We start from the raw sequence: 23,459 nt of genomic DNA, 5'->3' as shown, positions 1-23,459 counted from the left end.
TTAGTGTGCCTCCAGCCAGTTTTTGCCTGCGTGCACATCGGTGCTCAGGGGCACCGCGTACTGCACGCAGCCTTCCATTTCCTCCCGCAGGATGCGGGCGGCCTGCTCGGCCTCCGCCTCCGGGGCCTCCACGATCAGTTCATCGTGGACGGTCAAAATCAGGCGGCTGGCCATTTTTTCGTCCCGCAGGCGCTTCCACACCCGCACCATGGCCAGCTTGATCACATCCGCAGCGGTGCCCTGAATGGGGGTGTTGCGGGCCATGCGCTCGCCGCTGGCGCGCACATTGAAGTTGGTGCTGGCCAACTCCGGCAGGGTGCGGCGGCGGCCGAACAGGGTAGACACATAGCCGTTTGCCTTGGCATCCGCGATGGTCTTGTCCATATAGCCGCTCACGCTGGGGAAGGCCGCCAGATAGTTTTTAAGGAAGGCGTCTGCCTCCTTCACGGTCACGCCGATATCCTTGGAAAGGCTGTATGCGCCCTTGCCGTACATGATGCCAAAGTTGATGGCCTTGGCAGAGGAGCGCAGCCGGGGCGTCACATCGCTCTGCGGAATGCCGTAGATCTTGGCGGCGGTGCTGCGGTGGATGTCCTCACCGTTCAAAAAGGCCTGCTGCATGTGCTCGTCCCCGGTGATGTGCGCCAAGATGCGCAGCTCGATCTGGCTGTAATCCGCATCTACCAGCACACAACCCGGCTTTGCAACAAAGTAGGCGCGCAGCTGGCTGCCCAGTTCGGTGCGGATGGGGATATTCTGCAGGTTGGGATTATCGGAGGAGAGCCGTCCGGTGCGGGCTTCGGTCTGGTTGAAGGTGGAGTGGATGCGTCCATCCTCACCGATGACCTTGAGCAGACCCTCCACATAGGTGGAGTTCAGCTTCTGGTAGGCGCGGTACTGCAAAACGTCCTCCACCAGCGGGTACTCGCGCAGGCTTTCCAGCGTTTCAGCATCGGTAGACCAGCCGCGCTGGGTCTTTTTGCCGTGGGGCAGACCCATGGTGTCGAACAGCATCTCACCCAGCTGTTTGGGGCTGTTGGGGTTGAAGGTGGCGCTGCCGGTCTCCATGTGGATGCGGGTCAGCACCTGTTCCAGCTCCTCCCGCAGCTTTACACCGAACAGCTCGATGCCGTCTTTGTCCACCAGCACGCCGGTGCGGGTCATATCAGCCAGCACCTGTGCCAGCGGGAACTCGATCTCGTTGTACAGTGCATCTTCTCCGCAGGCGGTGATCTCGGCCTTCATCCGGGCAAACAGATCGGCCAGCCGCCCGGCGTCCGGGTAATCGGTGCAGGTAAAGGCGGCAGCAGCCTTGTAGGCGGGGATCAGCTCGCTGATCTGGTACTTGGAGGCAGAGGCGTCCAGCAGATAGGCAGCCAGCTTGCCGTCCCAGACGATGCTGCTGCCCCAGCCGCCGGCAGCCATGGCCTTGGCGTACAGGGGCGCAGCGTTGAACACATCCAGCGTCACATCCGCATTGTCCAGCAGTCGCACTAGGTCGGCGTCCTCCAGCGGGTAGACGGTAGTATCCTGCACAGCGTACCAGCTTTCCGGCTGCAATACCACGTTACGGGTGCCCTGCTTGCCGGTAACGGCGGGGCGGGCAGCCACCAGATAATGCCCGGCGGGGGTCAGGGGCAGGGGAGCAAGGTCAGCTTCCGGCAGCTCTACGGCCTGCTCCTCGGCGGCGGCTTCCGGTGCTACGCCGTCCAGCCCGAACCGGGGAATCAGGGAGTGGATCTCCAATTCCTGCAAAAGCCGCACGGCGGCAGGCTTATTGCCCTCGCCCACGGTGTAGGAACCCTCGGCGGTGTCGATGGGGGCATCGGTGCGGATAGTGCCCAGCGTGTGGCTCAGCTCGGCCATGGGCTTATCTTCTAACAAGTGCTCCCGCTGCTTGGGCTTGATGCGCTTGTCGTCAATGTTTTCGTACACGCCCTCCAGCGAGCCGAAAGTCTGCACCAGCGAGAGGGCGGTCTTTTCGCCGATGCCCTTCACGCCGGGGATGTTATCCGAGGTATCGCCCATCAGGCTCTTCACCTCGATAAGCTGCTTGGGCGCAAGGCCGTATTTTTCCTGAATGGCGTCCTCGTCCATCACCACGGTCTTGCTGCGCCCCATCACGGTGGCAGCAAGCAGCACGGTGGTGCTCTCGCTCACCAGCTGCAGGCTGTCCCGGTCTCCGGTGGCAAGGAAGCAGTCGTCCTTGCGGGCGGCGCAGGCAGCAGCCAGTGTACCCAGAATATCGTCTGCTTCCCAGCCTTCGGCGGTAACGGTTCGGTAGCCAAGGTCTGCCAGCAGCTGCTTGAGCACCGGCATCTGCTGCGCCAGCTCCTCGGGCATGGCGTGGCGGGTGGCCTTGTAGCCATCGTACATTTTATGCCGGAAGGTGGGGGCTTTCAGGTCAAAAGCCACGGCCACCTCGTCCGGCTGGCACTCCTTGAGCAGGGAGAGCAGAATGTTTAAAAAACCATAGATGGCGTTGGTATAACGTCCGTCCTTGGTGGTCAGCAGCTTGATGCCATAAAAAGCGCGGTTGGCAATGCTGTTGCCGTCAATGACCAGTAAACGCATAATGCAGTTCCTCCGTTGCGTAATCTTACATCTTATAGTATAGCACAAAACCGTACCGCGCGGGAACTTTTTGCGCAAAAAAGGGAATGCTTCGCATTTTATTGTGCATTCACGCGTGAAAATGGTCTGGTGGAACGTCGACAGGCGTTCCACCAGACCGAAATCATAAATTCCGCTGTTTGTGCCCGGAGCAGCGCGGAGGGCATTTCAAATCGTTCCATCGAAAAAAGGCTGCCACACAAGCTGTGCAGCAGCCTTATCGGTGCCGGGTTTATTCCTCGATGCGGATGGCGCTTACCGGGCAGCTCTGGGCTGCGGTGACGGCCTGCGGCACCTCCTCCGGCGGGATGGGGCCGGGCTCTGCCACAGCCAGAACTCCCTCCATGCGGAACACTGCGGGGCACAGCCCGGCGCACTGGGTACAGCCGATGCACAGTTCAGGGTCTACGAATGCGTTCATGCAAACACCTCCTTTGCGGAAAGCATTGCCCGTTTTGCCGCAAATTATGCCTATGCAAGCGGTTTACGGTGTGGTACAATAAGACCGCCGGGAACCGGCAGGAGGAGATAAGATGAATATCCAGATCTTTGGCACGAGCAAGTGCTTTGATACCAAAAAGGCGCAGCGCTATTTCAAGGAGCGCGGCATTAAATTCCAGATGATCGACCTGAAGGAAAAGGGCATGAGCCGGGGCGAATTTGATAACGTGGCGCGCGCCTTGGGCGGCTGGGAAGCGCTGGTAAATCCGGCAGCAAAGGACAAGCAGACCCTTGCACTGCTGGACGCACTGGTGGACTGGCAGAAAGAGGATAAGCTGTTTGAAAACCAGCAGCTGTTCAAGACCCCCATCGTGCGCAACGGACGCAAGGCCACTGTGGGCTACCAGCCCGAGATATGGAAGGACTGGGAATAAAAAGCCTGCTTTCACAAAAAAACCACCGGTACAGGTTTTGCACTCTGCGGTCGGATGTGGTATACTGTTAGGCAGACAAAAAACTTTGGGAGATTCAGACCAATGAAAAATACGATCACCCCGGAAGAACACGCCCGGATCAAGCGCCGCCGCTGGCGGCAGACCCTGGGTCTGCTGATCACGGTGCTGGTGCTCATCGGGTTTATTACGGTGCTGCGGGCCGGTGTGGGCCTTGTGGCAAACCTGTTTGACGATACCGCACAAAAGCAGGAATACGAGGACAAGCTGGAAGGCCTGGTATTGTTTGACCCCATGCCCTTTGACGGCATTGAGAACATCGACGACCTGACCCTGCGGGAAGCAGCCGTTTGGGGCTGTGTGTACAGTATTCAGGAGACGCAGGGCGGCTTTGATAACTACAATACCGACCCCGAGACCGAGCAGCTTCTGCTGCCCTCGGTGGAAGTGGATGCCTATCTGGCAAAGCTGCTGGGCCCTGGCTTCAAGCTGACCCACCGCAGCTTTGACATGGAGGATATGACCGTCGAGTTTGACGAGACCACCCAGTGCTACAAGATCCCCATCACCGGCACGGTGGGTTACTACCGCGCCACTGTGGTCAAGCTGTTCAAGCGCAGCGGAAAACTGCACGTTACCGTGGGTTATATCCCCACTGCCAGCGCAGATGACAGCATCATCAATCCCTCCTCGGACACCCCCACCAAGTATATGGACTACCTGTTCGAGCGCCAGAGCGGCAGCTGGTACCTGACCGGCCTGACCGAGAGCGAGACCAAGCCCGAAAGCGCCGCAAGTTCCGCTGCCGCGCAGCCGGAGCCTATGGCAGAAAGTGATGTGCAGGACGCCATTCTGGCCACTGCCGGAGATTCCGCTGCGGCAGATTCGGCTGCTGCCTCGGCTGTCCAGCCGGAAGCGCAGGCAGAAGCGGGTGCAGACAGCGCCGTGGCAGAAGCCCCCGCCGCTGAGGATGCCGCCAGCACCGCAGCGTAAAATGTAAATGAAAACACCCGACTGTGAGTTTGCTTTCGCAGTCGGGTGTTTTTTGTACGTTTTATTTTAAATCAAACCGTACCACCACCAGCCGATACCACAGGTATGGCACCATGTTCCAGATCATCCACAGTTCCATCAGGATGTAGTTGGGTAGGTCTTTCAGGCGGAAGGGACGCTTGCCCAACTTGCCCGCTTTGAGCAGGGCAAAGGCTTCGTGCATGCCTTTGTCCCAAGCCTCGCCAAAGCCCTGCTTGTGGAACTTGTAGCATTTGAGCAGATAGCCCAGCGCCAGCGGGATAAAGTTGAGCACCAGCATCAATAGCGGCTCGTTTTTGAGCGGCAGCAAAATGCTGTTGCGGCCGCTCTGCTGGCTTTTAAAGGCGTTATAGCGCACTGCGCCGGTGCTGGCACCGCAGATGTGGTAGCACTTGGCAGTGGGGCAGAGTACGTTTTTGTAGCCGGCATTGTTGGCGCGCCAGCTCAGGTCTACGTCCTCAAAGTAGGCAAAAAAGTGCTCGTCAAAGCCGCCGATCTCGTCCAGAATGCTTTTGCGGTACAGCGCTGCGCCGCCGCAGGCCGAGAAGATGCGCTTTTGCTTTGTGTAGCGGCTGGCGCGGCGGCCATCGCCGGTCTTGCAGGCAAAGCCCATCCATGTTACATAGTCCCCGGCATCATCGGCCAGTTCCCGCTCAAAGTGCCGGATCATCAAACTTTGCACCGCAAAAATTTTTGGGTCGGCATCGGCGGTGCGCAAAAGTTCTGCCAGCCACTGCGGCTCGGCAAAGGCGTCGTTGTTGAACAACACCACATATTTGCTCTGCGCCCGGGCAATGCCCTGATTGACGGCGTAGGAAAAGCCGGTGTTGCGCCCGTTTTCAATCAGGGTAAAGTTGGGGCGGGTGCAGTAGCTGCGGGCTTGTTCCAGACTTTCATCGGTGGAACCGTTGTCCACCACGATCAGGTCAAAATCCTGCTCGGTCTGGGCGTAGATGGACTCGATGGAGTCCTTCAGCCAGCCCTTGCCGTTGATGTTTGGGATAATGATGGTCGCTTTTATCATAAAAGTTACTCCTGTTTTCGTCAATTACAGAGAGAGTATATCATATTATCGCAAAAATGCAAACCTCTCGGATAACGCCTGCCCTCGTTTGCAAGGCAATGCCCGGGGAGCTGTGACAGAATTGGCTAAAAAAATTGTATGAACCCCTTGACACAATCCGAAAAATGAGTATTATTGTATTAGGCACTTAACACAGAAACACAAAATGCAGGGAGGGCTACGATGAGTGAACAATTTGATTCCAGCCGTCCGATCTATGCGCAGCTGGTAGAGCGGTTGAAGGCGAAGATCCTTGCGGGGACATACCCGCCCGGAGGACATCTTGACTCGGTGCGGGATATGGCCGCAGCCGCAGGGGTGAACCCGAATACCATGCAGCGTGCACTGGCACAGCTGGAAACGGAGGGGCTTGTCCGGACCGAACGGACGGCGGGCCGCTATGTGACGGAGGATACCATGTTGATCGAACAATTGCGTGCCGCGACCGCGGAAAAGTTCGCGGAAGAATTTCTGGAAAAGATGCGGGGCATCGGGTACAGCCCGGCGCAGGTCGCCGAATTGCTGGCCCGTCAGACGAAAGGAGAACCGAATCATGAGTGAACTTCTGACCTGTGAAGGGCTGACAAAACACTACGGCGCAAAAACCGCGCTGGACGGTGTGGATTTGCACATCGGCTTTGGGAAGATCGTTGGCCTGCTGGGGCCGAACGGCAGCGGCAAGACCACCCTGATCAAACTGGCAAACGGTCTGCTGCAGCCTGACAGCGGCAGCATCCGGATCGCCGGGATGAAGCCCGGCGTGGAGAGCAAGGCGATCGTATCCTACCTGCCCGATGCCGACTGGCTTCCCGGCTGGATGCGGGTAGAGCAGCTGGTGAAGATGTTTGGGGACTTCTATAAGGACTTCGATCCGGCCCGGGCGAATGAGATGCTGGCAAATCTGGAACTTTCTCCCAAAGACGTCCTCAAGACCCTTTCCAAGGGCAACCGGGAAAAGGTGCAGCTCATCCTTGCCATGAGCCGGAATGCCCGGCTCTATCTGCTGGATGAACCCATCGGCGGCGTGGACCCGGCGGCACGGGATTATATCCTGCACACCATCCTGTCCAATTACAGCAAGGACGCGACCGTCCTCATCTCGACCCACCTGATCGAGGATATCGAGCCGGTGCTGGATGAGGCCATCTTCCTGAAAGAGGGAACGGTCTTTGCTCACCGCAGTGTGGATGAGATCCGTGAGAATGAGGGAATGAGCGTGGACGCATATTTCCGGGAGGTATTCAAATGCTGAAAAATCTGTTGAAGTATGAATTCCGGGCGACCGGACGGACCTATGGCGGCCTGTATCTGGTCTGGCTGCTGGTTGCGCTGGCAATGGGGATCTCGATGCGGGACGAAGTCTGGGACAATGGCAGCAGCCAGATCTGGGCATACTTGATGTTTGCCTACTTTGCCATCGGGGTTGCCATCGGAGTGGTCTGTATTGTGACGATCATCCAGCGGTTCACCAAAAATCTGTTGGGGCGGGAGGGCTATCTCATGCACACCCTTCCGGTCCATCCAGAGCAGCTGGTTGCGTCCAAACTCATTTCCAGCATGGTCTGGGTGATCTGCAGCGGAGTGGTCGGGATCCTATCCGTCCTTCTGATGCTGGTCGGCCTGTGCGCCTTCGAGGATTCCAAAACGGTCATCAATGGGGAGACGATCACGACGGGCTGGGGCGATGTCCTGAAATTCAGCTGGAAGGAGATCCAGAGCATCGGCGGTGAATTCTGGAGCGAGCTGGCGTGGATCATCGTCCTTGGTCTGGCGGGCGTTGCAGTCCTCATCCTCTGTATCTACGCCGCCTGCATGATCGGGCATCAGTTCAGGAACCATTCCACGATTGCCAGCATTCTGGCCTTCTTCCTGTTGCAGCTGATTCAGGGCAAACTGGATGTAGGCGGCGGGATCCGGGTGATCGTTGGCTCTGTGGCAGCGATGCCGATGGCTTATTCCGCCAGCGGCAATCTCTGGCTCGTCCTTCTTGTAACGATTCTGATCGGCGCAGTCTATTTTGTCCTTACCAGCTGGCTGATGAAAAATAAGCTGGATCTGGAATAAGCATAAAAACCAAACCCCGGCCTTTGCAGATGAGACATACTGCAAAGGCCGGGGTTTATGCGGGAAAATTATTTTGCGAGAGCGGCTTTGATGTTGGCAAGGACGGTATCGCTGCCCTCACAGCAGACAAGGATGACTTCGCCGGTGGGGGCTACGGTGACGGTGGCGGCCTTGGCCACGAGGTACTGATCCTCCAGATAGTGCTCCATGGATTGCTGCTCGCTGGCAACGTAGGCCTCCAGTGCTGCCTTTACCTCATCGGTCTTGCCCTCGGCAGGCTTCACGATGGCAACGGCGTAGCTGCGCACCATCATGCTGGAAATGCTGGCGGCAAAGGCGGTGTACTGGCCGTCCTCCAGATTCAGCAGGGGCATCAGGATGTCCCGGATCTCTTCGTTCAGCTGGTCGGGCTCGTACTCGGCGCTGTAACCGTCAATGGCGGTAAACTTGCCGTCCTCGCCCTTGGTAAAGATCATATCGTACTCGTTGTCCTCGTCGCTGCGGGCGTCGTGGATGATCTGGGAGTAATCCTTGGGGGTGGAACTGTCGGCCTTGCTGCCGCCGGAGCAGCCAACCAGAGTAAACAGGGTCAGCCCTGCCAGCAGGGCGGCGATGAATTTTTTCATAGTATTGCATTTCCTTTCATAGTGCTGTGTGTGGAAGGCGCAGCCGGGCGCGCACGTTACAGGTAGTGTGTGCCGGTTTTGGGCTGCTATTCTGGATACGAACCACCGCACCGCAAAATTGCAGGGAAAAAGTAACAGTTTTATGAACAGCGCCTACTTACAGCATCAAGGCGTCCAGATCGCCGTGGTTCACCGGGGTGGACAGGATGATCTGGGTGCTGGTGGTGCCCAGCTTCTGGAACTGTAAGATCAGGTGCTCCAGCTGTGCCATGCTGCCGCAGCTGACCTTGACCAGAAAGGTGTACGCACCGGTAACGTGGTAGCATTGCAGCACCTCGCGGCTGTTTTGCAGCAACTCCAGAAAGGCATCTTGTTTGGAGGGGGCCACCGAAAGGCTGATGAGCGCATCCACATACATCCGGTCTGCCGGACGGTTCAGCGTAACGGTATAGCCGCTGATGATGCCGTCCGTTTCCAGCTTATGGATACGGCTGGAGACTGCCGGGCTGGTAAGCGACACCTGCTCCGCAATTTCTTTGACGGGCATCCGTGCGTTTTTTGCCAGAAGGGTGAGGATTTTGCGGTCAAGATCGTCCATAAGAGGAGCCTCCTTCAAAAATATGTTGGATTGTATAAAATTTTCTGAAAGTAAAGTTTTTATGTTGTGCAAACCCACGGAAATGGAATAAAATTTCGTTTCTGAAATTCTATGTTAATTATATAAAGTTTTTGCGAAAAAGTAAAGTATTATTTTAAAGTAAAATCCGAAAATCCTGTTTGACAAGAAAAGAAAAACGGGTATAATACATCATGCAAGGCAGCGCAATGCACAAAAGTCTGCCAATGATATTGAGATTCACCACTTTATATACTTTCCCACCCCTCTATACACAAAAGCCCGCTGCCAGGCGGGTTTTTGTGTTTGTTGGGGCTTTTTTCTTTTTCACAAAAGGGAGTGGCGGTAAACCACGGACTTGAACCGTGGAGCAGCTGTTTCCGGTCACGACCCCATCCGTGAAAATGCAAACCCGGAAAGTCTGCAGACTTTCCGGGTTTGCTCTATATCAAAATATTATTCCGCTGATGATAGCCAGAGCGCAGCGGAGGCTATTTAAAACGTATGCACCTATTAGACCAGATAGCCCTCAAAGCAGTGCAGGTCCTCGGTCTTGACGATGCCCTCCAGATACAGCCCGTCCTCTCGGTATTCCTCCACCTGCACGCTGCCGCGCTCCCGCATGGGGGCGGCAAGCCCCAGCTTGTCGTAGGGCAGCAGCACCCGGATGGTGTGCACCCGGTCGCTGAGCACCTCGTCCAGCTTTTGCAGCAGCTTGTCCAGCCCGTAGCCGGTCTTGGCGCTGGTCAGCAGGATATCGGGGTCAAAGCTCAGGGTGTTGGGCTTGTCGCACTTGTTGTACACGGTCAGGCGGGGGATGTCGGCACAGTCCAGCCCGTCCAGCACCTCGTCCGTAACGGCAAGCTGCTCCTCGCGCTGCTCGTCCCCGGCATCTGCCACCCGGATGATTACATCCGACCATGCGGCCTCTTCCAAGGTGGACTTGAACGCCTCCACCAGATTGTGGGGCAGGCGGGACACAAAGCCGACCGTGTCCACCAGCAGCACCGCCATACCGCTGGGCAGCACCAGCTTGCGGCTGGTGGGGTCCAGTGTGGCAAACAGCATATCGGCTTCGGCTACGCTGGGGCCGCACAGGGCGTTCATCAGGCTGGATTTGCCCACGTTGGTGTAGCCAACAAGGCTTACCACAGGCATCCCGGTCTTGGCGCGCGCCTTGCGGCTTTCGCCCCGGCGCTTTTCCATCTCGGCCAGCTTCTCGGCCAGCGCATCAATGCGGGCGTGCACATGGCGGCGGTCCAACTCCAGCTTGGTCTCACCGGCACCGCGGCGGGCACCGCCGCCACCGCCACCGCCGCCGCCCTGACGGCTTAACGCCTCGCCCATGCCCTGCAGGCGGGGCAGACGGTAGCGCAGCAGCGCCAGTTCGGTCTGCAATTTGCCCTCGTTGGTCACGGCGCGGCTGCGGAAGATCTCCAAAATCAACATGGTGCGGTCGATGACCTCCAGCCCGCCCAGTGCGTTGGAGATGTTGCGGATCTGGCTGCCGGTCAGCTCGCCGTCAAACACGGCGCATTCCGCGCCCAGCGTCTGGGCGGCAAGGGAGGCTTCTTCCAGCTTGCCGCTGCCCAGCACGATACCGGTCTCCGGGGTCTGGCGCTTCTGGGTGATCTGCGCCACGGCCTCCATGTGGTTGGCCTCGCACAGGGCAGAAAGCTCTGCCAGACTGCGCTCGCAGTCCCAAAGTCCCTGATCCAGTGCCAGCAGCACCACCCTTGTGGGAGGGGTCTCGGTCAAAATATCATAAAGTTCGCTCAAAGTAAGTCCTTTCTGTTATCGTAGCGTTCTTTTGTCAGCAGATAGCACCGGCATTCCACCGGTGTGCCGTCGAATTTGTGGTAAACATCGTCGTGGTGGTACACAAAGCCGGCCTTTTCCATCACCCGGCCGCTGGCGGGGTTGTGCACCGCATGGCAGCAGGTGAGAAAGGTGCCGCCCACCTGATGGAACCAGAAATCCACCACAGTCTGCAGCGCTTCGGTGGTAAAGCCCTTGCCCCACCACTTCTGCCCGATGCAGTAGCCCGGCTCCCAGATGCCGCCGGAGAGGTCTAACCCCGGCCACCTGATCTTTTGCTGCGGCTCACCCAGCAGGGCGTTGTATACGGAGATGGAGCCGAACACCTGTCCGGTGGTCTTTTCCACCATGGCCCACTGGTAGTAATCGGGGTTCGGATACAGCTCTGCCCACGCCGAAAGCAGTTCCCGGGTCTCGGCAGGGCTTTTGTGCGGCTCCCAGCGCAAAAAACGGGTCACAGCCGGGTCGTTTGCCCAATTTGCGTACATCTGCGGGGCGTCCTGCGGCAGCAGGCGGCGCAGCAGCAGCCGGTCGGTCTCCAGTTCTAGTGTGCCGGTATGGCGCATGATCCATCCTCTCCCTTTTCTCAAAAGTTATTCCTAAAATAGCACAAAAACAGCCGCGCCGCAAGCGAAATCAAGAAAACCGCTTGACCGGATGGGTGAACTACGATAAACTGAAGGATGAAATCTTTTTATAGGGAAGGGAAAGTATCGATGTTGGATGTGCGCAAACTGTTGACCCGGCGTCCGCTGCTGTTCGATGGCGGCATGGGTACCTATTATAAAACAAAACCGGGGCAGGAGTGCGAACAGGCAAACCTGACCGACCCCGAGGGCATTCTGGCGGTGCACCGGGCGTATCTTGCTGCCGGAGCGGACGCCATCAAGACCAACACCTTCAGCCTGCCGCGTCTGGCGGCTGCGCAGCAGCCCGGCTGGGAGCAGCTGGCAGATGCTGGCTGGCAGCTGGCAGCAAAGGCCGCAGGGGAGACCGGCGCGGCAGTGTTTGCCGACCTTGGCCCCGCACCGGATACCGAGAACAACCCGGCGGCGCAGGTGTATCTTGCCGTGGCAAAGCGCTTTGCACTGCTGGGCGCACAGAATTTTCTATTCGAGACCCTGAGCGCCGAGGACGGCGTGCTGGAAGCGATTCGTGCGCTGAAGCAGACCGTGCCGGAGGCCTTTGTGCTGGTGTCCTTTGCAGTGCTGCCGGACGGCTACACCCGCGAGGGTCGTTACTGCGCAGAACTTGTGCGCCGCATGGCGCAGAGCGGCGTGGTGGATGCCGTAGGTTTGAACTGCGTGTCTGCCCCGGGCGCGATGCGCGCGCTGGTGCAGCAGCTGGGGGATGCGGGGCTGCCCCTTTCGGTCATGCCCAATGCGGGCTACCCGGTGGTGGCGCGGGCGCAGGTGCGTTATCAGGGCAAGCCGGAATATTTTGCCCGGGAACTGAGCCGCCTTGCCAGTGAAGGCGTGCGCATTCTGGGCGGCTGCTGCGGCACGACACCGCAGCATATTGCTGCCCTGCGCACCGCACTGGATGCTCTGCCGGAAACGCTGCCCGCCGCCCCGGCGGCAAAGCCTGCCGAAGCGGCAAAGCCTGTGGTGGAAATGGACGACGCCTTTCTGCGCAAGCTGCGCGCCGGGCAGCGGGTCATCGCGGTGGAGCTGGATTCCCCCAAGGACGCCGACCTGACGGCGTATCTCGAGGGTGCCCGCCGGTTGCAGGCTGCCGGTGCCGACCTGCTGACCATTGCAGACTGCCCCATTGCCCGGGCGCGGATGGATTCCTCGCTGGTAGCGTGCCGGGTGCACCGGGAGCTGGGCATGAACGTGCTGCCCCACATGACCTGCCGGGACCGCAACCTGAACGCCACCAAGGCACTGCTGCTGGGACTGTACGCCGAGGGTGTGCGGGAGGTGCTGGCCATTACCGGCGACCCCATCCCCACCGCCGAGCGGGACGAGGTGAAAAATGTGTACCAGTTCAACTCCCGCAAGCTGGCGCAGTATATCGTATCGCTGGCCGGGGAGGGGCGGGAGATGCCCGGCCCCATCACGGTGTTCGGTGCGCTGAACCTGAACGCCCGCAATTTTGAGGTGGAGCTGCGCCGCGCCGCAGAAAAGCTGGAAAACGGCATGAGCGGTTTCCTCACCCAGCCGGTGCTGTCGGCACAGGCGGTGGAAAATCTGAAAAAAGCCCGGGAGACGCTGGGTGAGCGGGCAAAAATTCTGGCCGGCATCCTGCCGGTGGTCAGCCAGCGCAATGCTATCTTTATGGAAAACGAGGTCAACGGCATCCATGTGGACGAGGTCATCATCCAGAAGTTTGAGGGGCTGGACCGCGCCGCAGGTGAGGAGCTTGGACTGGAAGTCTCGGTGCAGGCAGCTAAGGCGGCTGCGCCCTATGCGGACGGCTTTTACCTGATGACCCCCTTCAACCGGGTAGCGCTGATGGAGCGGCTCATTGCCCGCCTGCGCACGGAGGTGACGGATTGAACAACGTAAAACGAGCGCCGGAAGGGGAAAAAGCACCGCTGCTCAGCATCATTGTGCCGGTGTATAAGGTGGAAAACTATCTGCCCAAATGTATTGATTCCATTCTGGCGCAGACCTTTACGGACTTTGAGCTGATCCTTGTGGAGGACGGCTCACCGGACGATTGCCCTGCGCTGTGCGATGCCACCGCCGAAAAAGATGCCCGCGTCCGGGTGATCCACCAGAAAAACGGAGGATTATCTGCCGCCCGCAACGCCGGGCTGGACGCAGCAAGGGGCGCATGGATCGGCTTTGTGGATTCAGACGACTACATTGCACCGGAAATGTATGAAGTGCTGTACCAAGCCGTGCAAAGCACCGGGGCGGACCTTGCCCTGTGCGATTACGCCGAGGTGGACGAGGCGGGAGTGCCATGTCAGTCGATGCACGTCCGTCTTGAAAAAAAGGTCTTTGCCGGGCAGGATTTACTGAAAAATGCTACGGATTCGATGATCCAGCCTGCGTGGAACAAGCTGTACCGCCGCGCCGTCTTTGCGCAGCTGCGCTACCCGGAGGGAAAGCTGAACGAGGATCTGTTCCTGATCCCAGAGGTCTGTTTGCAGATCCAAAAGGCCGTGGTGGTGCCAAAGACGCTGTATTATTATGTGCAGCGCGGCGGCAGTATTATGAGCGGCAATAAAACGCTGCGCCATTTCGACGCTGCCGAGGCGGCACAACGGTATTGGGACTGTCTTGTGGAAAACGCTGCATACGATGCACTGGCAAATGCGGCAAAATTTACGATGGGCAGCGTGAGCCGGGTGTACCGGCAGCTGCCCCCGGCGCTGCGCAAAGCACCCCGCAGCCGGGAAATGCTGCGGATGCAGTTTAAGGTGGTCAGCCGCACCCGGAGGTACTGCGCCGTCCCGGGCGGGCTTTGGCTGCAAAGCTGGCTGCTGTGGCACTTTCCGCAGATATACAGTTGGCTGCGGGAGCTCAAGGGCTGAGGAGAAAGAGAAAAACGCATGAGAATACGCTATTCTATCATCAACATGATGGTCAACATCGGCGGGCAGTTTCTGACGATGCTGCTCTCCTTTATCAACCGGATGGTGTTTATCCACTGCCTTTCGGCTGCTTATCTGGGCGTCAACGGCCTGTTTACCGATGTGCTCAGTATCCTTAATTTTGCGGAGCTGGGCATTGGTACGGCTATGGTGTTCAGTATGTACGAGCCGGCCGCTCGGGATGACGAGCGGAAGCTGGCGCAGCTGATGAACCTGTACAAGTGGATGTACCGGGCGGTGGCGGCCACGGTGTTGCTGTTCGGGCTGGTGTTGCTGCCGTTTCTGCCACACCTCATCAAGGGCGGCGAGGGCATTGAGCATATCACACTGATCTACATGATGTATGTGGCAGCCTCGGCCAGCTCCTATCTGCTGAACTACAAAAGCTCTATCTATCAGGCCTATCAGAAGAGCTATCTCTGTACCGGATGGACTCTGGTGTGCGAGTGCATCCGCACCGTCGTGCAGATCGTGGCGTTGCTGCTGACGGGAAACTTTATCCTGTACCTTGCCATCCAGCTGGTGATACAGTTTATACCCAACATCATGATCTCCCGCATGGTGGATAAGGAATTTCCCTACTTAAAGAAATACCGTGAACTGCCGGACAGGGAGGAGCGGAACGGTATCCTGAAAAACATCGGCGCCATGAGTATGCACAAGCTGGCGATCGTCATTGTGCGCAACACGGACAGCCTGCTGATGTCCTCCTTCATCGGGCTGGCAACGGTAGGAATTTACTCCAATTACCGGCTGGTGCTCAACGCGCTGAACAACCTGATGACCAAGGTCGTCACAGCCTTTTCCGGCAGCGTGGGCAACTTTGCGGCACTGGAAAACTCTGACCGGCTGTATCAGGTGTATAAAGAAATGGATTTTCTCTTTTTTGTGTTGTCCGGCTACCTGACCGGCGGGCTGATGATGCTGTTCAACCCCTTGATCGCCCTGCTGTTTGGCAGGGAATACTGTTTCCCGATGACGACCGTGACGATCATCGTGGCGGAATTTTACATCACGCGGATGCGGCAGACGAACCTGTTGTTCCGGGAGGTCATGGGACTGTTCTGGAACGACCGCTATAAGGCTGTGGCAGAGTCCGCCATCAATCTAGTAGTCTCCCTTGTGCTGGTGCAGCGTTACGGCGTGACCGGCATTATCGGGGGCACTATCATCAGCACGCTGTGCACCTGTACTTGGATAGAGCCTTATATCTTTTTGAAATACGGCGTTCAGGATGCATGGCAGAAGAAACTTCGGGCTTATTTTGCAGAGTACCTGAAGCGTGCAATGATCGTGGCGGCGGTCTCGGCGGTAGCCATGCTCTGGGTAAAGCGCTTTCCGGTGGGCAATTTCGGCGTTTTTGTTTTGGACGGGCTGCTTTATACGGCGGTGTTTGCAGGAGTGATCGTATTGCTCTACCGGCGCAGCGCGGAGTACGCGGAGCTGAAGCGGCGTGTACAGGAGATCTTGAAAAGGAGAGCCGGATGAATACAGAAAAAAGCCCCCTGATCTCGGTGATCGTACCGGTCTATAAGGTGGAAAAGTATCTGCCCGCGTGTCTGGACAGTCTGCTGGCGCAGACCTACCGGAATTTTGAGCTGATCGTTGTGAACGATGGTTCGCCGGACGACTGCTGGCAGATCATGCAGCGCTATGCGGCGCAGGATGCCCGGGTGCGCATTTTCAACAAAGAAAACGGTGGAGTGTCCTCGGCGCGCAATTTTGGGCTGGATGTGGCAAGGGGCGAATATATCGGCTTTGTGGATTCCGATGACTTTGTGCTGCCGCAGTATCTGGAATGGCTGTACGATGCCTTGTGCAGTTGCGGCACTCGCATGGCTATGTGCCGCTACCGCAGCATACGGGAAAACGAGTCCCTGTGGACAGTGACGGAATGCCCGGCACCGCAGAGGATCACGGCGGAAAACTACTCGTGGATGCGGGAATGGAGCGGCGGGCACTGCTGGCGGATGCTGACCCACCGGGAGCTGCTGCGGGATATCCGTTTTGATCCGGCATTGCTTTATGGGGAGGATACCCTGTTTTTTGTGATGGAATTTCTCGAGGCTGGCAGTCTGGCGTTTTTGAACTGCCCGCTGTATGCCTATCTTGAACGACCAGATTCTGCCGTGCGGCAGAAGCCGAGCCTGCGCTTTTATACGGCGGCACTGGCATGGGAACGGGTCTGGCAGCTGGCAAAGGAGCAGCCGGACCCCTTCCGCAGTACTACGGATCAGCGCTGCGTCATGTCCTGCGCCGAGGTATATTTCCGGCTGGTCAACCAGCCGGAGCGGGATCCGGAAAAGGAAAAAACACTGCTGGAACTGGCAAAGACGCACCGCCGCGCTGCGTGGAAGATCCCGTTAGAGCACAAAAGCCAGAAGCTGCAGGCACTGATGGTGAGCTACTGCCCGCATCTGGGCGCAAAGGTATGGAAGCTGGTGCGTTGGGTGAAAGGTTTGAAAAACTGATTGACAAATCCCACAAAAAACGCTATATTCTTTTTATAAATGCGTTGAAAAAGAGTGTGCATCGTCTGGGACCGCACAGAGAGCCGGGGGCAGCTGAAAACCCGGCGGGATACCGGCGGGGCACTGTCACTTTGGAGCAGAAGCGGTGAGCTGAGCCGGTAAGCCGCTTTCGGGTCTGCCCTACGTTACAGGGGCATCAAGGGGCGTGGAGCTTTCCGCGCAATTTGGGTGGTACCGCGGTCATGTATTTACAGCCGTCCCATGGAACGCTCCGTGGGGCGGCTTTTTGCGTCCCACTTCATCAAATTTTTGGGAGGACACTATGAAAGAGCTTGCAAAGCAGTACGATCCCAGTCAGGTGGAAGATCGTATCTACCAGTTCTGGCTGGATGGCGGCTACTTCCACACGAAGGCCGATCCGGACAAGAAACCCTACACCATCGTGATGCCGCCGCCGAATGTTACCGGTCAGCTGCACATGGGGCATGCGGTGGATAACACTATGCAGGATATCCTCATCCGTACCAAGCGGATGCAGGGCTATGCCGCCCTGTGGGTGCCCGGCACCGACCACGCCTCCATTGCTACCGAGGCTAAGGTGGTGGAAGCTATGCGCGCCGAGGGCCTGACCAAGGAGATGGTCGGCCGCGATGGTTTTCTGGAGCGCGCATGGGCATGGAAAACCAAGTACGGCAACCGCATCGTCAGCCAGCTGAAAAAGCTGGGCAGCAGCTGCGACTGGGAGCGCGAGCGCTTTACCATGGACGAGGGCTGCTCTGAGGCTGTCAAGGAAGTGTTCGTACGCCTGTACGACAAGGGCCTGATCTACCGCGGCAACCGCATGGTCAACTGGTGCCCCCACTGCAACACCTCCATTTCCGACGCCGAGGTGGAGTACGAGGAGAAGGACGGCAGCTTCTGGCATCTGCTGTACCCGGTCAAGGAGACCGGCGAGATGCTGGAGCTGGCTACCACCCGCCCCGAGACCATGCTGGGCGATACCGCCGTGGCTATCAACGGCGAGGATCCCCGCTACGCCCATCTGCACGGCTGCCATGTGGTGCTGCCCCTGCTGAACAAGGAGATCCCTATCGTCTGCGATGAGCACGCCGATATGACCAAGGGCACCGGTGTCGTGAAGATCACCCCCGCCCACGACCCCAACGACTTTGAGGTTGGTCTGCGTCACGACCTGCCCATCGTGCGCGTGTTCACCTACGACGGCCACATGACCGGCGCTGCCGACAAGGCTGCCGCCGATGCCCTGTTTGCTGCCGGCAAGAACACCGTCAACGAGCCCCATGTGCTGGACTGCGGCAAGTACGCCGGCATGACCGCACTGGAAGCACGCAAGGCCATTCTGGCCGACCTGAAGGAGGGCGGCTTCCTGAAGGAAACCGAGCCCCTGAAGCACGAGGTGGGCACCTGCTACCGCTGCCACTCCACCATTGAACCGATGATCTCCAAGCAGTGGTTCGTCAAGATGGAGCCGCTGGCAAAGCCCGCCATCGAGAGCGTGGAGAAGGGCGAGATCAAGTTTGTGCCTGAGCGCTTTACCAAGAACTATATGAACTGGATGAAGAACACCCGTGACTGGTGCATTAGCCGCCAGCTGTGGTGGGGCCACCAGATCCCGGCTTGGTACTGCGACGACTGCGGCGAGACCGTGGTGGCAAAGTCCGCTCCCTGCAGCTGCCCCAAGTGCGGCGGCACAAAGCTGACCCAGGATCCCGATACGCTGGATACCTGGTTCTCCTCTGCCCTGTGGCCCTTCAGCACGCTGGGCTGGCCCAACGAGGAAAGCGCCGACCTCAAGTATTTCTACCCCACCAATACGCTGGTCACCGGCTACGACATCATCGGCTTCTGGGTCAGCCGCATGATCTTCTCCGGTCTGGCTTACACCGGCAAGGCTCCCTTTGACACGGTCTGCATCCACGGTATCGTGCGTGACAGTCAGGGCCGCAAGATGTCCAAGAGCCTTGGCAACGGCATCGACCCGTTGGAAGTCATTGCCCAGTACGGTGCAGACGCCCTGCGCTTTATGCTGGTGGATGGCTCCACCCCGGGCAACGATATGCGCTATATCGAAAAGAAGGTGGAGGCTGCCCGCAACTTTGCCAATAAGCTGTGGAACGCCACCCGCTTTGTGCTGATGAACCTGCCCGAGGACTTTGAGCCGGGTCTGCCCTGTGAAGAGCTGCTGGACATGAGCGACAAGTGGGTGCTGACCAAGCTGAATCAGGTGGCTGGTGCCATGACCGACAATCTGGAGCACTACGAGATGGGTCTGGCTGCCGCCAAGATCAACAGCTTTATCTGGGACGTCTACTGCGACTGGTTCATCGAGATCGCAAAGCCCCGCCTGAACTCCGGCGATGCACAGCAGGCCGACACCGCCCGCCGCGTGCTGGTGTATGTGCTGGATAAGGCGCTCAAGCTGCTGCATCCCTTCATGCCTTTCATCACCGAGGAGCTGTATCAGGCTCTGCCCGGCTCTGCCGAAACCATCATGACCCAGGCTTGGCCGACCTTTGACGCCGCTCACAACTGGGCAGCCGAGGAGGAAGCCTTTGAAAAGGTGATGGATTATATCAAGGCTGTGCGTACCATGCGCACCGAGATGAATGTGCACCCCGCTAAAAAGACCAGCATGATCATCGAAACTGCCGATGCCGCTCCTTTCCAGAACGCACAGGTCTATCTGGCCAAGTTTGCCTTTGCCACCGATGTGACCTTTACCGAAAAGTACGAGGGCAGCACCGACGGCATGGTACAGGTGTCCACCCACGCCGCCCGCGGCTTCATTCCCATGATGGAGCTCATCGACCGTGAGAAGGAGCTGGCACGCCTGAACAAGGAAAAGGCCAAGGCTGAAAAGGAAATGGCTATGTTCGGCAATCAGCTGAACAATCCCAAGTTCGTGGAGCGTGCCCCGGCGGCTCTGGTGGAGGAGATCCGCACAAAGTTCGCCAAGAGCCAAGACAAGCTGGCTAACATCGAGCAGAGCATCAAGGCTCTGGGTTAAAAATAGTGGAATATTATAACAGAGAACGCATCTCGCCGTGGGTCATAGCCGGGCGGGTGGTCTTTACCATCGCACTCATTGCCTGTATCACGTTCATCTTTTCCAACTCCATGGCGGTGGCAACGGTCTCCTCTAGTTCCAGCGGCCGGGTGCTGGCGTGGATGCGCATCATCCTGCGCCATCTGGGACACCCGGGGCTGGCCGACCGCCTGACCATGCACATCGTGCGCAAGCTGGCACACTTTTGCGAGTATACGCTGGAGGGCTTTCTGCTCATGCTCTGTATGCGGGTGTACAGCCGTCACCCGCTGCGGCATATCACCGTGCCCATGCTGGGTGGTGTGCTGACGGCGCTGACCGATGAGACTATTCAACTCTTCTCAGAAGGGCGCAGCAGTCAGGTCACCGATGTGTGGCTGGATTCTGCCGGTGTTCTGGCCGGCATCCTTGTTGCCATCGTGCTGCTGCTGGCCTGCGAGGGACTGTATTATCACATAAAAAGGAGACACGAATGACCATCCAACAGGCAAATCAGTATTTTGCGGCTCTGCCGGACGGCTTTGCCGCCCCGGCGCAGCTGGGCGCACTGCTGCCCGCCTCGGTGCAGCGGGTGCAGTTCGTGGGCGTGGCAGGCACTGCCGGTAAAACGGCGGTGGCGCGTCTGCTGGCAGCCATTCTGCACGCGCAGGGGATCCGTGCCGGTGTCTACCATGCCGGGTGCGAGCCCCTTGCTGCCCGCATCCGGGTGGAAGGCGCGCCGGTGAATGAGGCGCTGCTGTGCCGCGCCGCCGATGCCCTTGCTGCCCATGAGGATCTGCCTTTGCAGGCGGCAGAGCTTGTCGCCGCTGCGTACTGCTTTGGCGAGGCTGGCTGCACGCTGGCGGTAGTAGAACTGCCGGACGCAGGTCTGGCTGCGGTGCTGCCCAAAATGCCGGTGTGCGCCGTCACAGCGGTGGGACCGGACGGCGTGAGCCGCTCGGTGGAGCGTCTGGCTGCGTTGGCAGGCGGCGTGATGCGCAAGGAAAGTATCTGCGTCACCGCGCCGGAGCAGCCCAAGGCGGTGCTCAGTGAGCTGGTTGTGGCTGCGGGCAAGTGCGGCTGTGAGCTGGTAGTGCCCGACCCGGAGGATATCACCTTTCTGGAAGCAGAACAGTTTGCCAGCCGGGTGGACTACGGCGGCTATACAGTGCCGCTGGCCTTTCTGGGGCGTCACGCCGCGGGCAACGCCGCCATGGCGGTGGAGCTGGCACTGGCGCTCTGCCGCAAGGGGGTGGACATCTCCGATGAGGCGATTCTGGATGGCATCGCTGCCGTGGACAACCGTTGCAGCATCCGGGTGCTTTCTCAGCGCCCGCTGGTCATTCTGGACGCCTGCCGCACCCCGCAGCAGGCTGCTGCGCTGCTGCGCGTGCTGAACATGGCTAAAGTGCGCCACATGAGCGCCATCATCGGCCTGACCGAGGAGGAGGGCGCCGAGGCCTTCTTCTCTGCGCTGGAGACCGGCCTGAGCCCCGAGGAGCAGAAAAAGGATAAGTCTACCATGCCCGGTATGAGCGAGAGCCCCTTTGATAAGGTGTATCTCGTCACGCCCGCCGGTGTGGAGGAGCAGCTGACCCGGCGTCTGACCGAGAAGGCAAAATATCACTTTGACGCCCAGCTCTGCACCAGTCTGGACGAGGCGGTGCAGCTGGCGCACGCCAACACCCGCCGTGGTCTACTGGTCTGCGGCAGCGAGGCGGCAGCACTGGAAGCAGCGGCTCTGCTGGCAAAGGCGTAAGCTGCCGACAGCTTTTTCTAAAAAATAACCCGAAGATCCTGTACACTGAAGCTATGTGTACGGGATCTTTTTTATTTTGCAAAAAGGAGATGGACAAGCAATGGCAACAGTGACCTTCAGCGCGGCAGGGGAGACCCTGTACGCCTATCTGGCGGGGGAGATCGACCACGATGCCGCCCAGAGCCTGCGGATGCAGCTGGACGATGCACTGGTCAGCCGCAGCCCTCGCACCTTGATCATAGACCTTGGCGGGGTGGGATTCATGGATTCCTCCGGCGTCGGGCTTATCCTTGGACGGCAGCGCTGCGCCCGTGTACTGGGCACGACCCTGCGGTTGCAGCACGCCCCCACACAGCTTCAAAAAGTCCTGCGGCTGGCGGGCATCCCCTGTATGGAGAACATAGAAAAGGAGAATGCACAATGAAAGCAGAGAACAGTACCCGTATCCAGTTCGATTCCCTCAGCAGCAACGAGGCATACGCCCGCGGCGTTACGGCAGCCTTTCTGGCGCGGTACGACCCCACCGTGCCCCAGCTTGCCGACCTGAAAACGGCAGTGTCCGAGGCGGTGACCAACTGCATCGTCCACGCCTACCCGGAGCGTATCGGGCCGGTGTGTATGACCATAGCGGTCTACCCCGACCGGGAAGTGCACATCACCATTACAGATAAGGGCATCGGCATCCCCAATGTGGAGCAGGCCATGCAGCCATTGTTTACCACCGGTAACCCCGAGGAACGCTCCGGTCTGGGCTTTGCGGTAATGCAAAGCTTCATGGACAGGGTCAAGGTTACCTCAAAGCCCGGCAAGGGCACAAAGGTGCTGCTGGTCAAGCGTCTGTCCCGGCGGGAGTCTACATAAAAAGGAAAGGCGGTCCGGTATATGGTAACGGATAAGACCCGGCGGGAAGCATTCATCACGCAGAATCTGGGGTTGGTGCACGCCTGTGCGGGCAGATTTCGTGGGCGCGGCATGGAGTACGACGATCTGTACAGCGCAGGCTGCGTGGGACTCATCAAAGCCTACGATAACTTTGACGAGAGCCGAGGCGTGTGCTTTTCTACCTATGCCGTGCCGGTGATCCTTGGCGAGATCAAAAAGCTGTTCCGGGATGGTGGCACGGTCAAGGTGAGCCGCTCCCTGAAGGAACTGGGAATGCGGGTGCAGGCGGCACGGGAACATACCATGAAACTATGCGGCACAGAGCCTACCTTGCAGCAGCTGGCAGAGCAGCTGGACGAACCAATAGAGAATGTGGCCCTTGCCATACAGGCCGCTAAGCCCGCCATGAGCCTGACCCCGGAGGGCGGCGAGGATGGAGACCGGCAGTTGGATATCCCAGTGGAATCCCCGGAGGAGGAACTGGCGGATCGAATCAGTCTGGCAGAGGTAATCGAAGCGCTGCCGGAGCAGGACAAGCAGCTGATCCGCCTGCGCTTTTATGGCAACCGCACCCAGAGCGAGACTGCAAAGGCACTGCACACTACACAGGTACAGATCTCCCGGCGGGAACGCAAGATCCTGATCCGGCTGCGCACCCGGCTTTTGGAGGAATAAGGGAGGAAGTGTCTATAAAAAATGTAAAAAACTGGGCAAAAAGTCAAAAGAATGATTTTGGCGTAAAAATTGTAAAAAAGCGCTTGCTTTTTGAGGGATGCTGTGCTAAAATACATTACTGTCAGGCGGACGTCCGACAGAATGAAATACTTCAAAAACGACGTCAAACGGAGAGATTCGACAGAATCAAAAATGAATCTCAAAAATCTTTCAAAAAAGTGCTTGACAACTTATCACGAAAGTGATAAAATAACTAAGCTGTCAGCCGCTAAGGCTGAGGCGCACAGGACCTTGAAAATTGAACAATATCGAAAGAACTTGTAACGGAACCTATATTCGTGTTGGAAAAACACG

The 23,459-nt window shown here is 58.3% G+C and carries 22 protein-coding genes; 15 read left to right on the top strand and 7 right to left on the bottom strand.

All coding sequences use genetic code 11. The features are described from left to right. Nucleotides 1-2,574: a DNA polymerase I gene (polA, locus tag WMO44_RS08030; RefSeq protein WP_349152273.1), complete on the bottom strand. Its 2,574-nt coding sequence runs from the start codon at nt 2,572-2,574 to the stop codon at nt 1-3. 271 nt (nt 2,575-2,845) lie between these two features. After that, nucleotides 2,846-3,034: a ferredoxin gene (locus WMO44_RS08025; RefSeq protein WP_005925145.1), complete on the bottom strand. Its 189-nt coding sequence runs from the start codon at nt 3,032-3,034 to the stop codon at nt 2,846-2,848. 112 nt (nt 3,035-3,146) lie between these two features. On the opposite strand from WMO44_RS08025, the gene WMO44_RS08020 reads away from it, so the two are divergent. Both WMO44_RS08020 and WMO44_RS08015 read left to right on the top strand, forming a co-directional pair. Next, nucleotides 3,147-3,488, top strand: coding sequence for an arsenate reductase family protein (locus tag WMO44_RS08020; RefSeq protein ID WP_005925148.1), 342 nt, complete (start codon nt 3,147-3,149; stop codon nt 3,486-3,488). 102 nt (nt 3,489-3,590) lie between these two features. Further along, entirely contained in the window at nt 3,591-4,499 is a 909-nt protein-coding gene (locus WMO44_RS08015; RefSeq protein ID WP_349152272.1) for an Ice-structuring protein, read from the top strand. Nucleotides 4,500-4,560: 61 nt separating this feature from the next. On the opposite strand, the gene WMO44_RS08010 is transcribed toward WMO44_RS08015, so the two are convergent. Next, nucleotides 4,561-5,562, bottom strand: coding sequence for a glycosyltransferase family 2 protein (locus tag WMO44_RS08010; RefSeq protein ID WP_270565475.1), 1,002 nt, complete (start codon nt 5,560-5,562; stop codon nt 4,561-4,563). A 222-nt stretch (nt 5,563-5,784) separates the two neighbouring features. On the opposite strand from WMO44_RS08010, the gene WMO44_RS08005 reads away from it, so the two are divergent. From WMO44_RS08005 to WMO44_RS07995, 3 genes are read left to right on the top strand one after another with little or no spacing between them, the layout of a single operon-like run. Beyond that, complete coding sequence (locus WMO44_RS08005; protein ID WP_112121824.1) at nt 5,785-6,162, top strand: GntR family transcriptional regulator; 378 nt, start codon at nt 5,785-5,787, stop codon at nt 6,160-6,162. Further along, complete coding sequence (locus WMO44_RS08000) at nt 6,155-6,853, top strand: ABC transporter ATP-binding protein (RefSeq protein ID WP_055186056.1); 699 nt, start codon at nt 6,155-6,157, stop codon at nt 6,851-6,853. The genes WMO44_RS08005 and WMO44_RS08000 overlap by 8 nt, the downstream gene beginning before the upstream one ends. Nucleotides 6,854-6,861: 8 nt before the next feature. Continuing rightward, nucleotides 6,862-7,665, top strand: coding sequence for a hypothetical protein (locus WMO44_RS07995; RefSeq protein WP_349152271.1), 804 nt, complete (start codon nt 6,862-6,864; stop codon nt 7,663-7,665). A gap of 68 nt (nt 7,666-7,733) precedes the next feature. Here the strand turns inward: WMO44_RS07995 and WMO44_RS07990 are convergent, their stop codons facing one another. The 4 genes from WMO44_RS07990 to WMO44_RS07975 form a co-directional block, all read right to left on the bottom strand. After that, nucleotides 7,734-8,291, bottom strand: a complete 558-nt coding sequence (locus WMO44_RS07990; protein ID WP_349152270.1) for a DUF4358 domain-containing protein — start codon at nt 8,289-8,291, stop codon at nt 7,734-7,736. A 157-nt stretch (nt 8,292-8,448) separates the two neighbouring features. Continuing rightward, nucleotides 8,449-8,889 carry an Lrp/AsnC family transcriptional regulator gene (locus WMO44_RS07985; RefSeq protein ID WP_015536797.1) on the bottom strand — a complete coding sequence of 147 codons (441 nt, stop codon included), beginning with the start codon at nt 8,887-8,889 and terminating at the stop codon, nt 8,449-8,451. A gap of 531 nt (nt 8,890-9,420) precedes the next feature. Continuing rightward, complete coding sequence (gene hflX / locus WMO44_RS07980) at nt 9,421-10,686, bottom strand: GTPase HflX (RefSeq protein WP_349152269.1); 1,266 nt, start codon at nt 10,684-10,686, stop codon at nt 9,421-9,423. Next, nucleotides 10,683-11,291 (bottom strand): GNAT family N-acetyltransferase, encoded by a 609-nt coding sequence (locus tag WMO44_RS07975; RefSeq protein WP_349152268.1) that lies wholly within the window; start codon nt 11,289-11,291, stop codon nt 10,683-10,685. The genes hflX and WMO44_RS07975 overlap by 4 nt, the downstream gene beginning before the upstream one ends. Nucleotides 11,292-11,441: 150 nt before the next feature. Between WMO44_RS07975 and WMO44_RS07970 the strand changes: the two genes are divergently transcribed. From WMO44_RS07970 to WMO44_RS07925, 10 genes are all read left to right on the top strand, one after another. After that, entirely contained in the window at nt 11,442-13,226 is a 1,785-nt protein-coding gene (locus tag WMO44_RS07970) for a bifunctional homocysteine S-methyltransferase/methylenetetrahydrofolate reductase (protein WP_349152267.1), read from the top strand. After that, nucleotides 13,223-14,212 carry a glycosyltransferase family 2 protein gene (locus WMO44_RS07965; protein ID WP_349152266.1) on the top strand — a complete coding sequence of 330 codons (990 nt, stop codon included), beginning with the start codon at nt 13,223-13,225 and terminating at the stop codon, nt 14,210-14,212. The genes WMO44_RS07970 and WMO44_RS07965 overlap by 4 nt, the downstream gene beginning before the upstream one ends. 18 nt (nt 14,213-14,230) lie before the next feature. Further along, complete coding sequence (locus tag WMO44_RS07960; protein WP_349152265.1) at nt 14,231-15,760, top strand: lipopolysaccharide biosynthesis protein; 1,530 nt, start codon at nt 14,231-14,233, stop codon at nt 15,758-15,760. Next, complete coding sequence (locus WMO44_RS07955; protein ID WP_349152264.1) at nt 15,757-16,743, top strand: glycosyltransferase family 2 protein; 987 nt, start codon at nt 15,757-15,759, stop codon at nt 16,741-16,743. Before WMO44_RS07960 ends, WMO44_RS07955 begins: the two co-directional genes overlap by 4 nt. A 322-nt stretch (nt 16,744-17,065) precedes the next feature. Further along, nucleotides 17,066-19,771: a valine--tRNA ligase gene (locus tag WMO44_RS07950; RefSeq protein ID WP_349152263.1), complete on the top strand. Its 2,706-nt coding sequence runs from the start codon at nt 17,066-17,068 to the stop codon at nt 19,769-19,771. Between the two features lie 5 nt (nt 19,772-19,776). Continuing rightward, on the top strand, nt 19,777-20,286 hold the full coding sequence (locus WMO44_RS07945; RefSeq protein WP_349152262.1) for a VanZ family protein: 510 nt from the start codon (nt 19,777-19,779) through the stop codon (nt 20,284-20,286). Continuing rightward, nucleotides 20,283-21,548 carry a folylpolyglutamate synthase/dihydrofolate synthase family protein gene (locus WMO44_RS07940; protein ID WP_349152261.1) on the top strand — a complete coding sequence of 422 codons (1,266 nt, stop codon included), beginning with the start codon at nt 20,283-20,285 and terminating at the stop codon, nt 21,546-21,548. Before WMO44_RS07945 ends, WMO44_RS07940 begins: the two co-directional genes overlap by 4 nt. 100 nt (nt 21,549-21,648) lie before the next feature. Further along, on the top strand, nt 21,649-21,972 hold the full coding sequence (locus WMO44_RS07935) for an anti-sigma factor antagonist (RefSeq protein WP_349152260.1): 324 nt from the start codon (nt 21,649-21,651) through the stop codon (nt 21,970-21,972). Further along, entirely contained in the window at nt 21,969-22,409 is a 441-nt protein-coding gene (gene spoIIAB, locus WMO44_RS07930) for an anti-sigma F factor (protein ID WP_349152259.1), read from the top strand. Before WMO44_RS07935 ends, spoIIAB begins: the two co-directional genes overlap by 4 nt. A 21-nt stretch (nt 22,410-22,430) precedes the next feature. Beyond that, nucleotides 22,431-23,105, top strand: a complete 675-nt coding sequence (locus tag WMO44_RS07925; RefSeq protein WP_349152258.1) for a sigma-70 family RNA polymerase sigma factor — start codon at nt 22,431-22,433, stop codon at nt 23,103-23,105. Nucleotides 23,106-23,459: the final 354 nt, after the last annotated feature.

It is taken from the genome of Faecalibacterium tardum (genome assembly GCF_040096515.1).
Classification (GTDB): domain Bacteria; phylum Bacillota; class Clostridia; order Oscillospirales; family Ruminococcaceae; genus Faecalibacterium; species Faecalibacterium tardum.
This window is presented reverse-complemented; position numbering and strand designations above follow the sequence as displayed.

Coding starts and splice junctions, on each gene's coding strand:
- WMO44_RS07985 (WP_015536797.1), bottom strand. CDS start 8,889: ATGGACGATCTTGACCGCAAAATCCTCACCCTTCTGGCAAAAAACGCA.
- WMO44_RS07960 (WP_349152265.1), top strand. CDS start 14,231: ATGAGAATACGCTATTCTATCATCAACATGATGGTCAACATCGGCGGG.
- polA (WP_349152273.1), bottom strand. CDS start 2,574: ATGCGTTTACTGGTCATTGACGGCAACAGCATTGCCAACCGCGCTTTT.
- WMO44_RS08015 (WP_349152272.1), top strand. CDS start 3,591: ATGAAAAATACGATCACCCCGGAAGAACACGCCCGGATCAAGCGCCGC.
- WMO44_RS07990 (WP_349152270.1), bottom strand. CDS start 8,291: ATGAAAAAATTCATCGCCGCCCTGCTGGCAGGGCTGACCCTGTTTACT.
- WMO44_RS08010 (WP_270565475.1), bottom strand. CDS start 5,562: ATGATAAAAGCGACCATCATTATCCCAAACATCAACGGCAAGGGCTGG.
- WMO44_RS07935 (WP_349152260.1), top strand. CDS start 21,649: ATGGCAACAGTGACCTTCAGCGCGGCAGGGGAGACCCTGTACGCCTAT.
- WMO44_RS08000 (WP_055186056.1), top strand. CDS start 6,155: ATGAGTGAACTTCTGACCTGTGAAGGGCTGACAAAACACTACGGCGCA.
- WMO44_RS08025 (WP_005925145.1), bottom strand. CDS start 3,034: ATGAACGCATTCGTAGACCCTGAACTGTGCATCGGCTGTACCCAGTGC.
- WMO44_RS07975 (WP_349152268.1), bottom strand. CDS start 11,291: ATGCGCCATACCGGCACACTAGAACTGGAGACCGACCGGCTGCTGCTG.
- spoIIAB (WP_349152259.1), top strand. CDS start 21,969: ATGAAAGCAGAGAACAGTACCCGTATCCAGTTCGATTCCCTCAGCAGC.
- WMO44_RS07950 (WP_349152263.1), top strand. CDS start 17,066: ATGAAAGAGCTTGCAAAGCAGTACGATCCCAGTCAGGTGGAAGATCGT.
- WMO44_RS07955 (WP_349152264.1), top strand. CDS start 15,757: ATGAATACAGAAAAAAGCCCCCTGATCTCGGTGATCGTACCGGTCTAT.
- WMO44_RS07940 (WP_349152261.1), top strand. CDS start 20,283: ATGACCATCCAACAGGCAAATCAGTATTTTGCGGCTCTGCCGGACGGC.
- WMO44_RS08005 (WP_112121824.1), top strand. CDS start 5,785: ATGAGTGAACAATTTGATTCCAGCCGTCCGATCTATGCGCAGCTGGTA.
- WMO44_RS08020 (WP_005925148.1), top strand. CDS start 3,147: ATGAATATCCAGATCTTTGGCACGAGCAAGTGCTTTGATACCAAAAAG.
- WMO44_RS07970 (WP_349152267.1), top strand. CDS start 11,442: ATGTTGGATGTGCGCAAACTGTTGACCCGGCGTCCGCTGCTGTTCGAT.
- WMO44_RS07925 (WP_349152258.1), top strand. CDS start 22,431: ATGGTAACGGATAAGACCCGGCGGGAAGCATTCATCACGCAGAATCTG.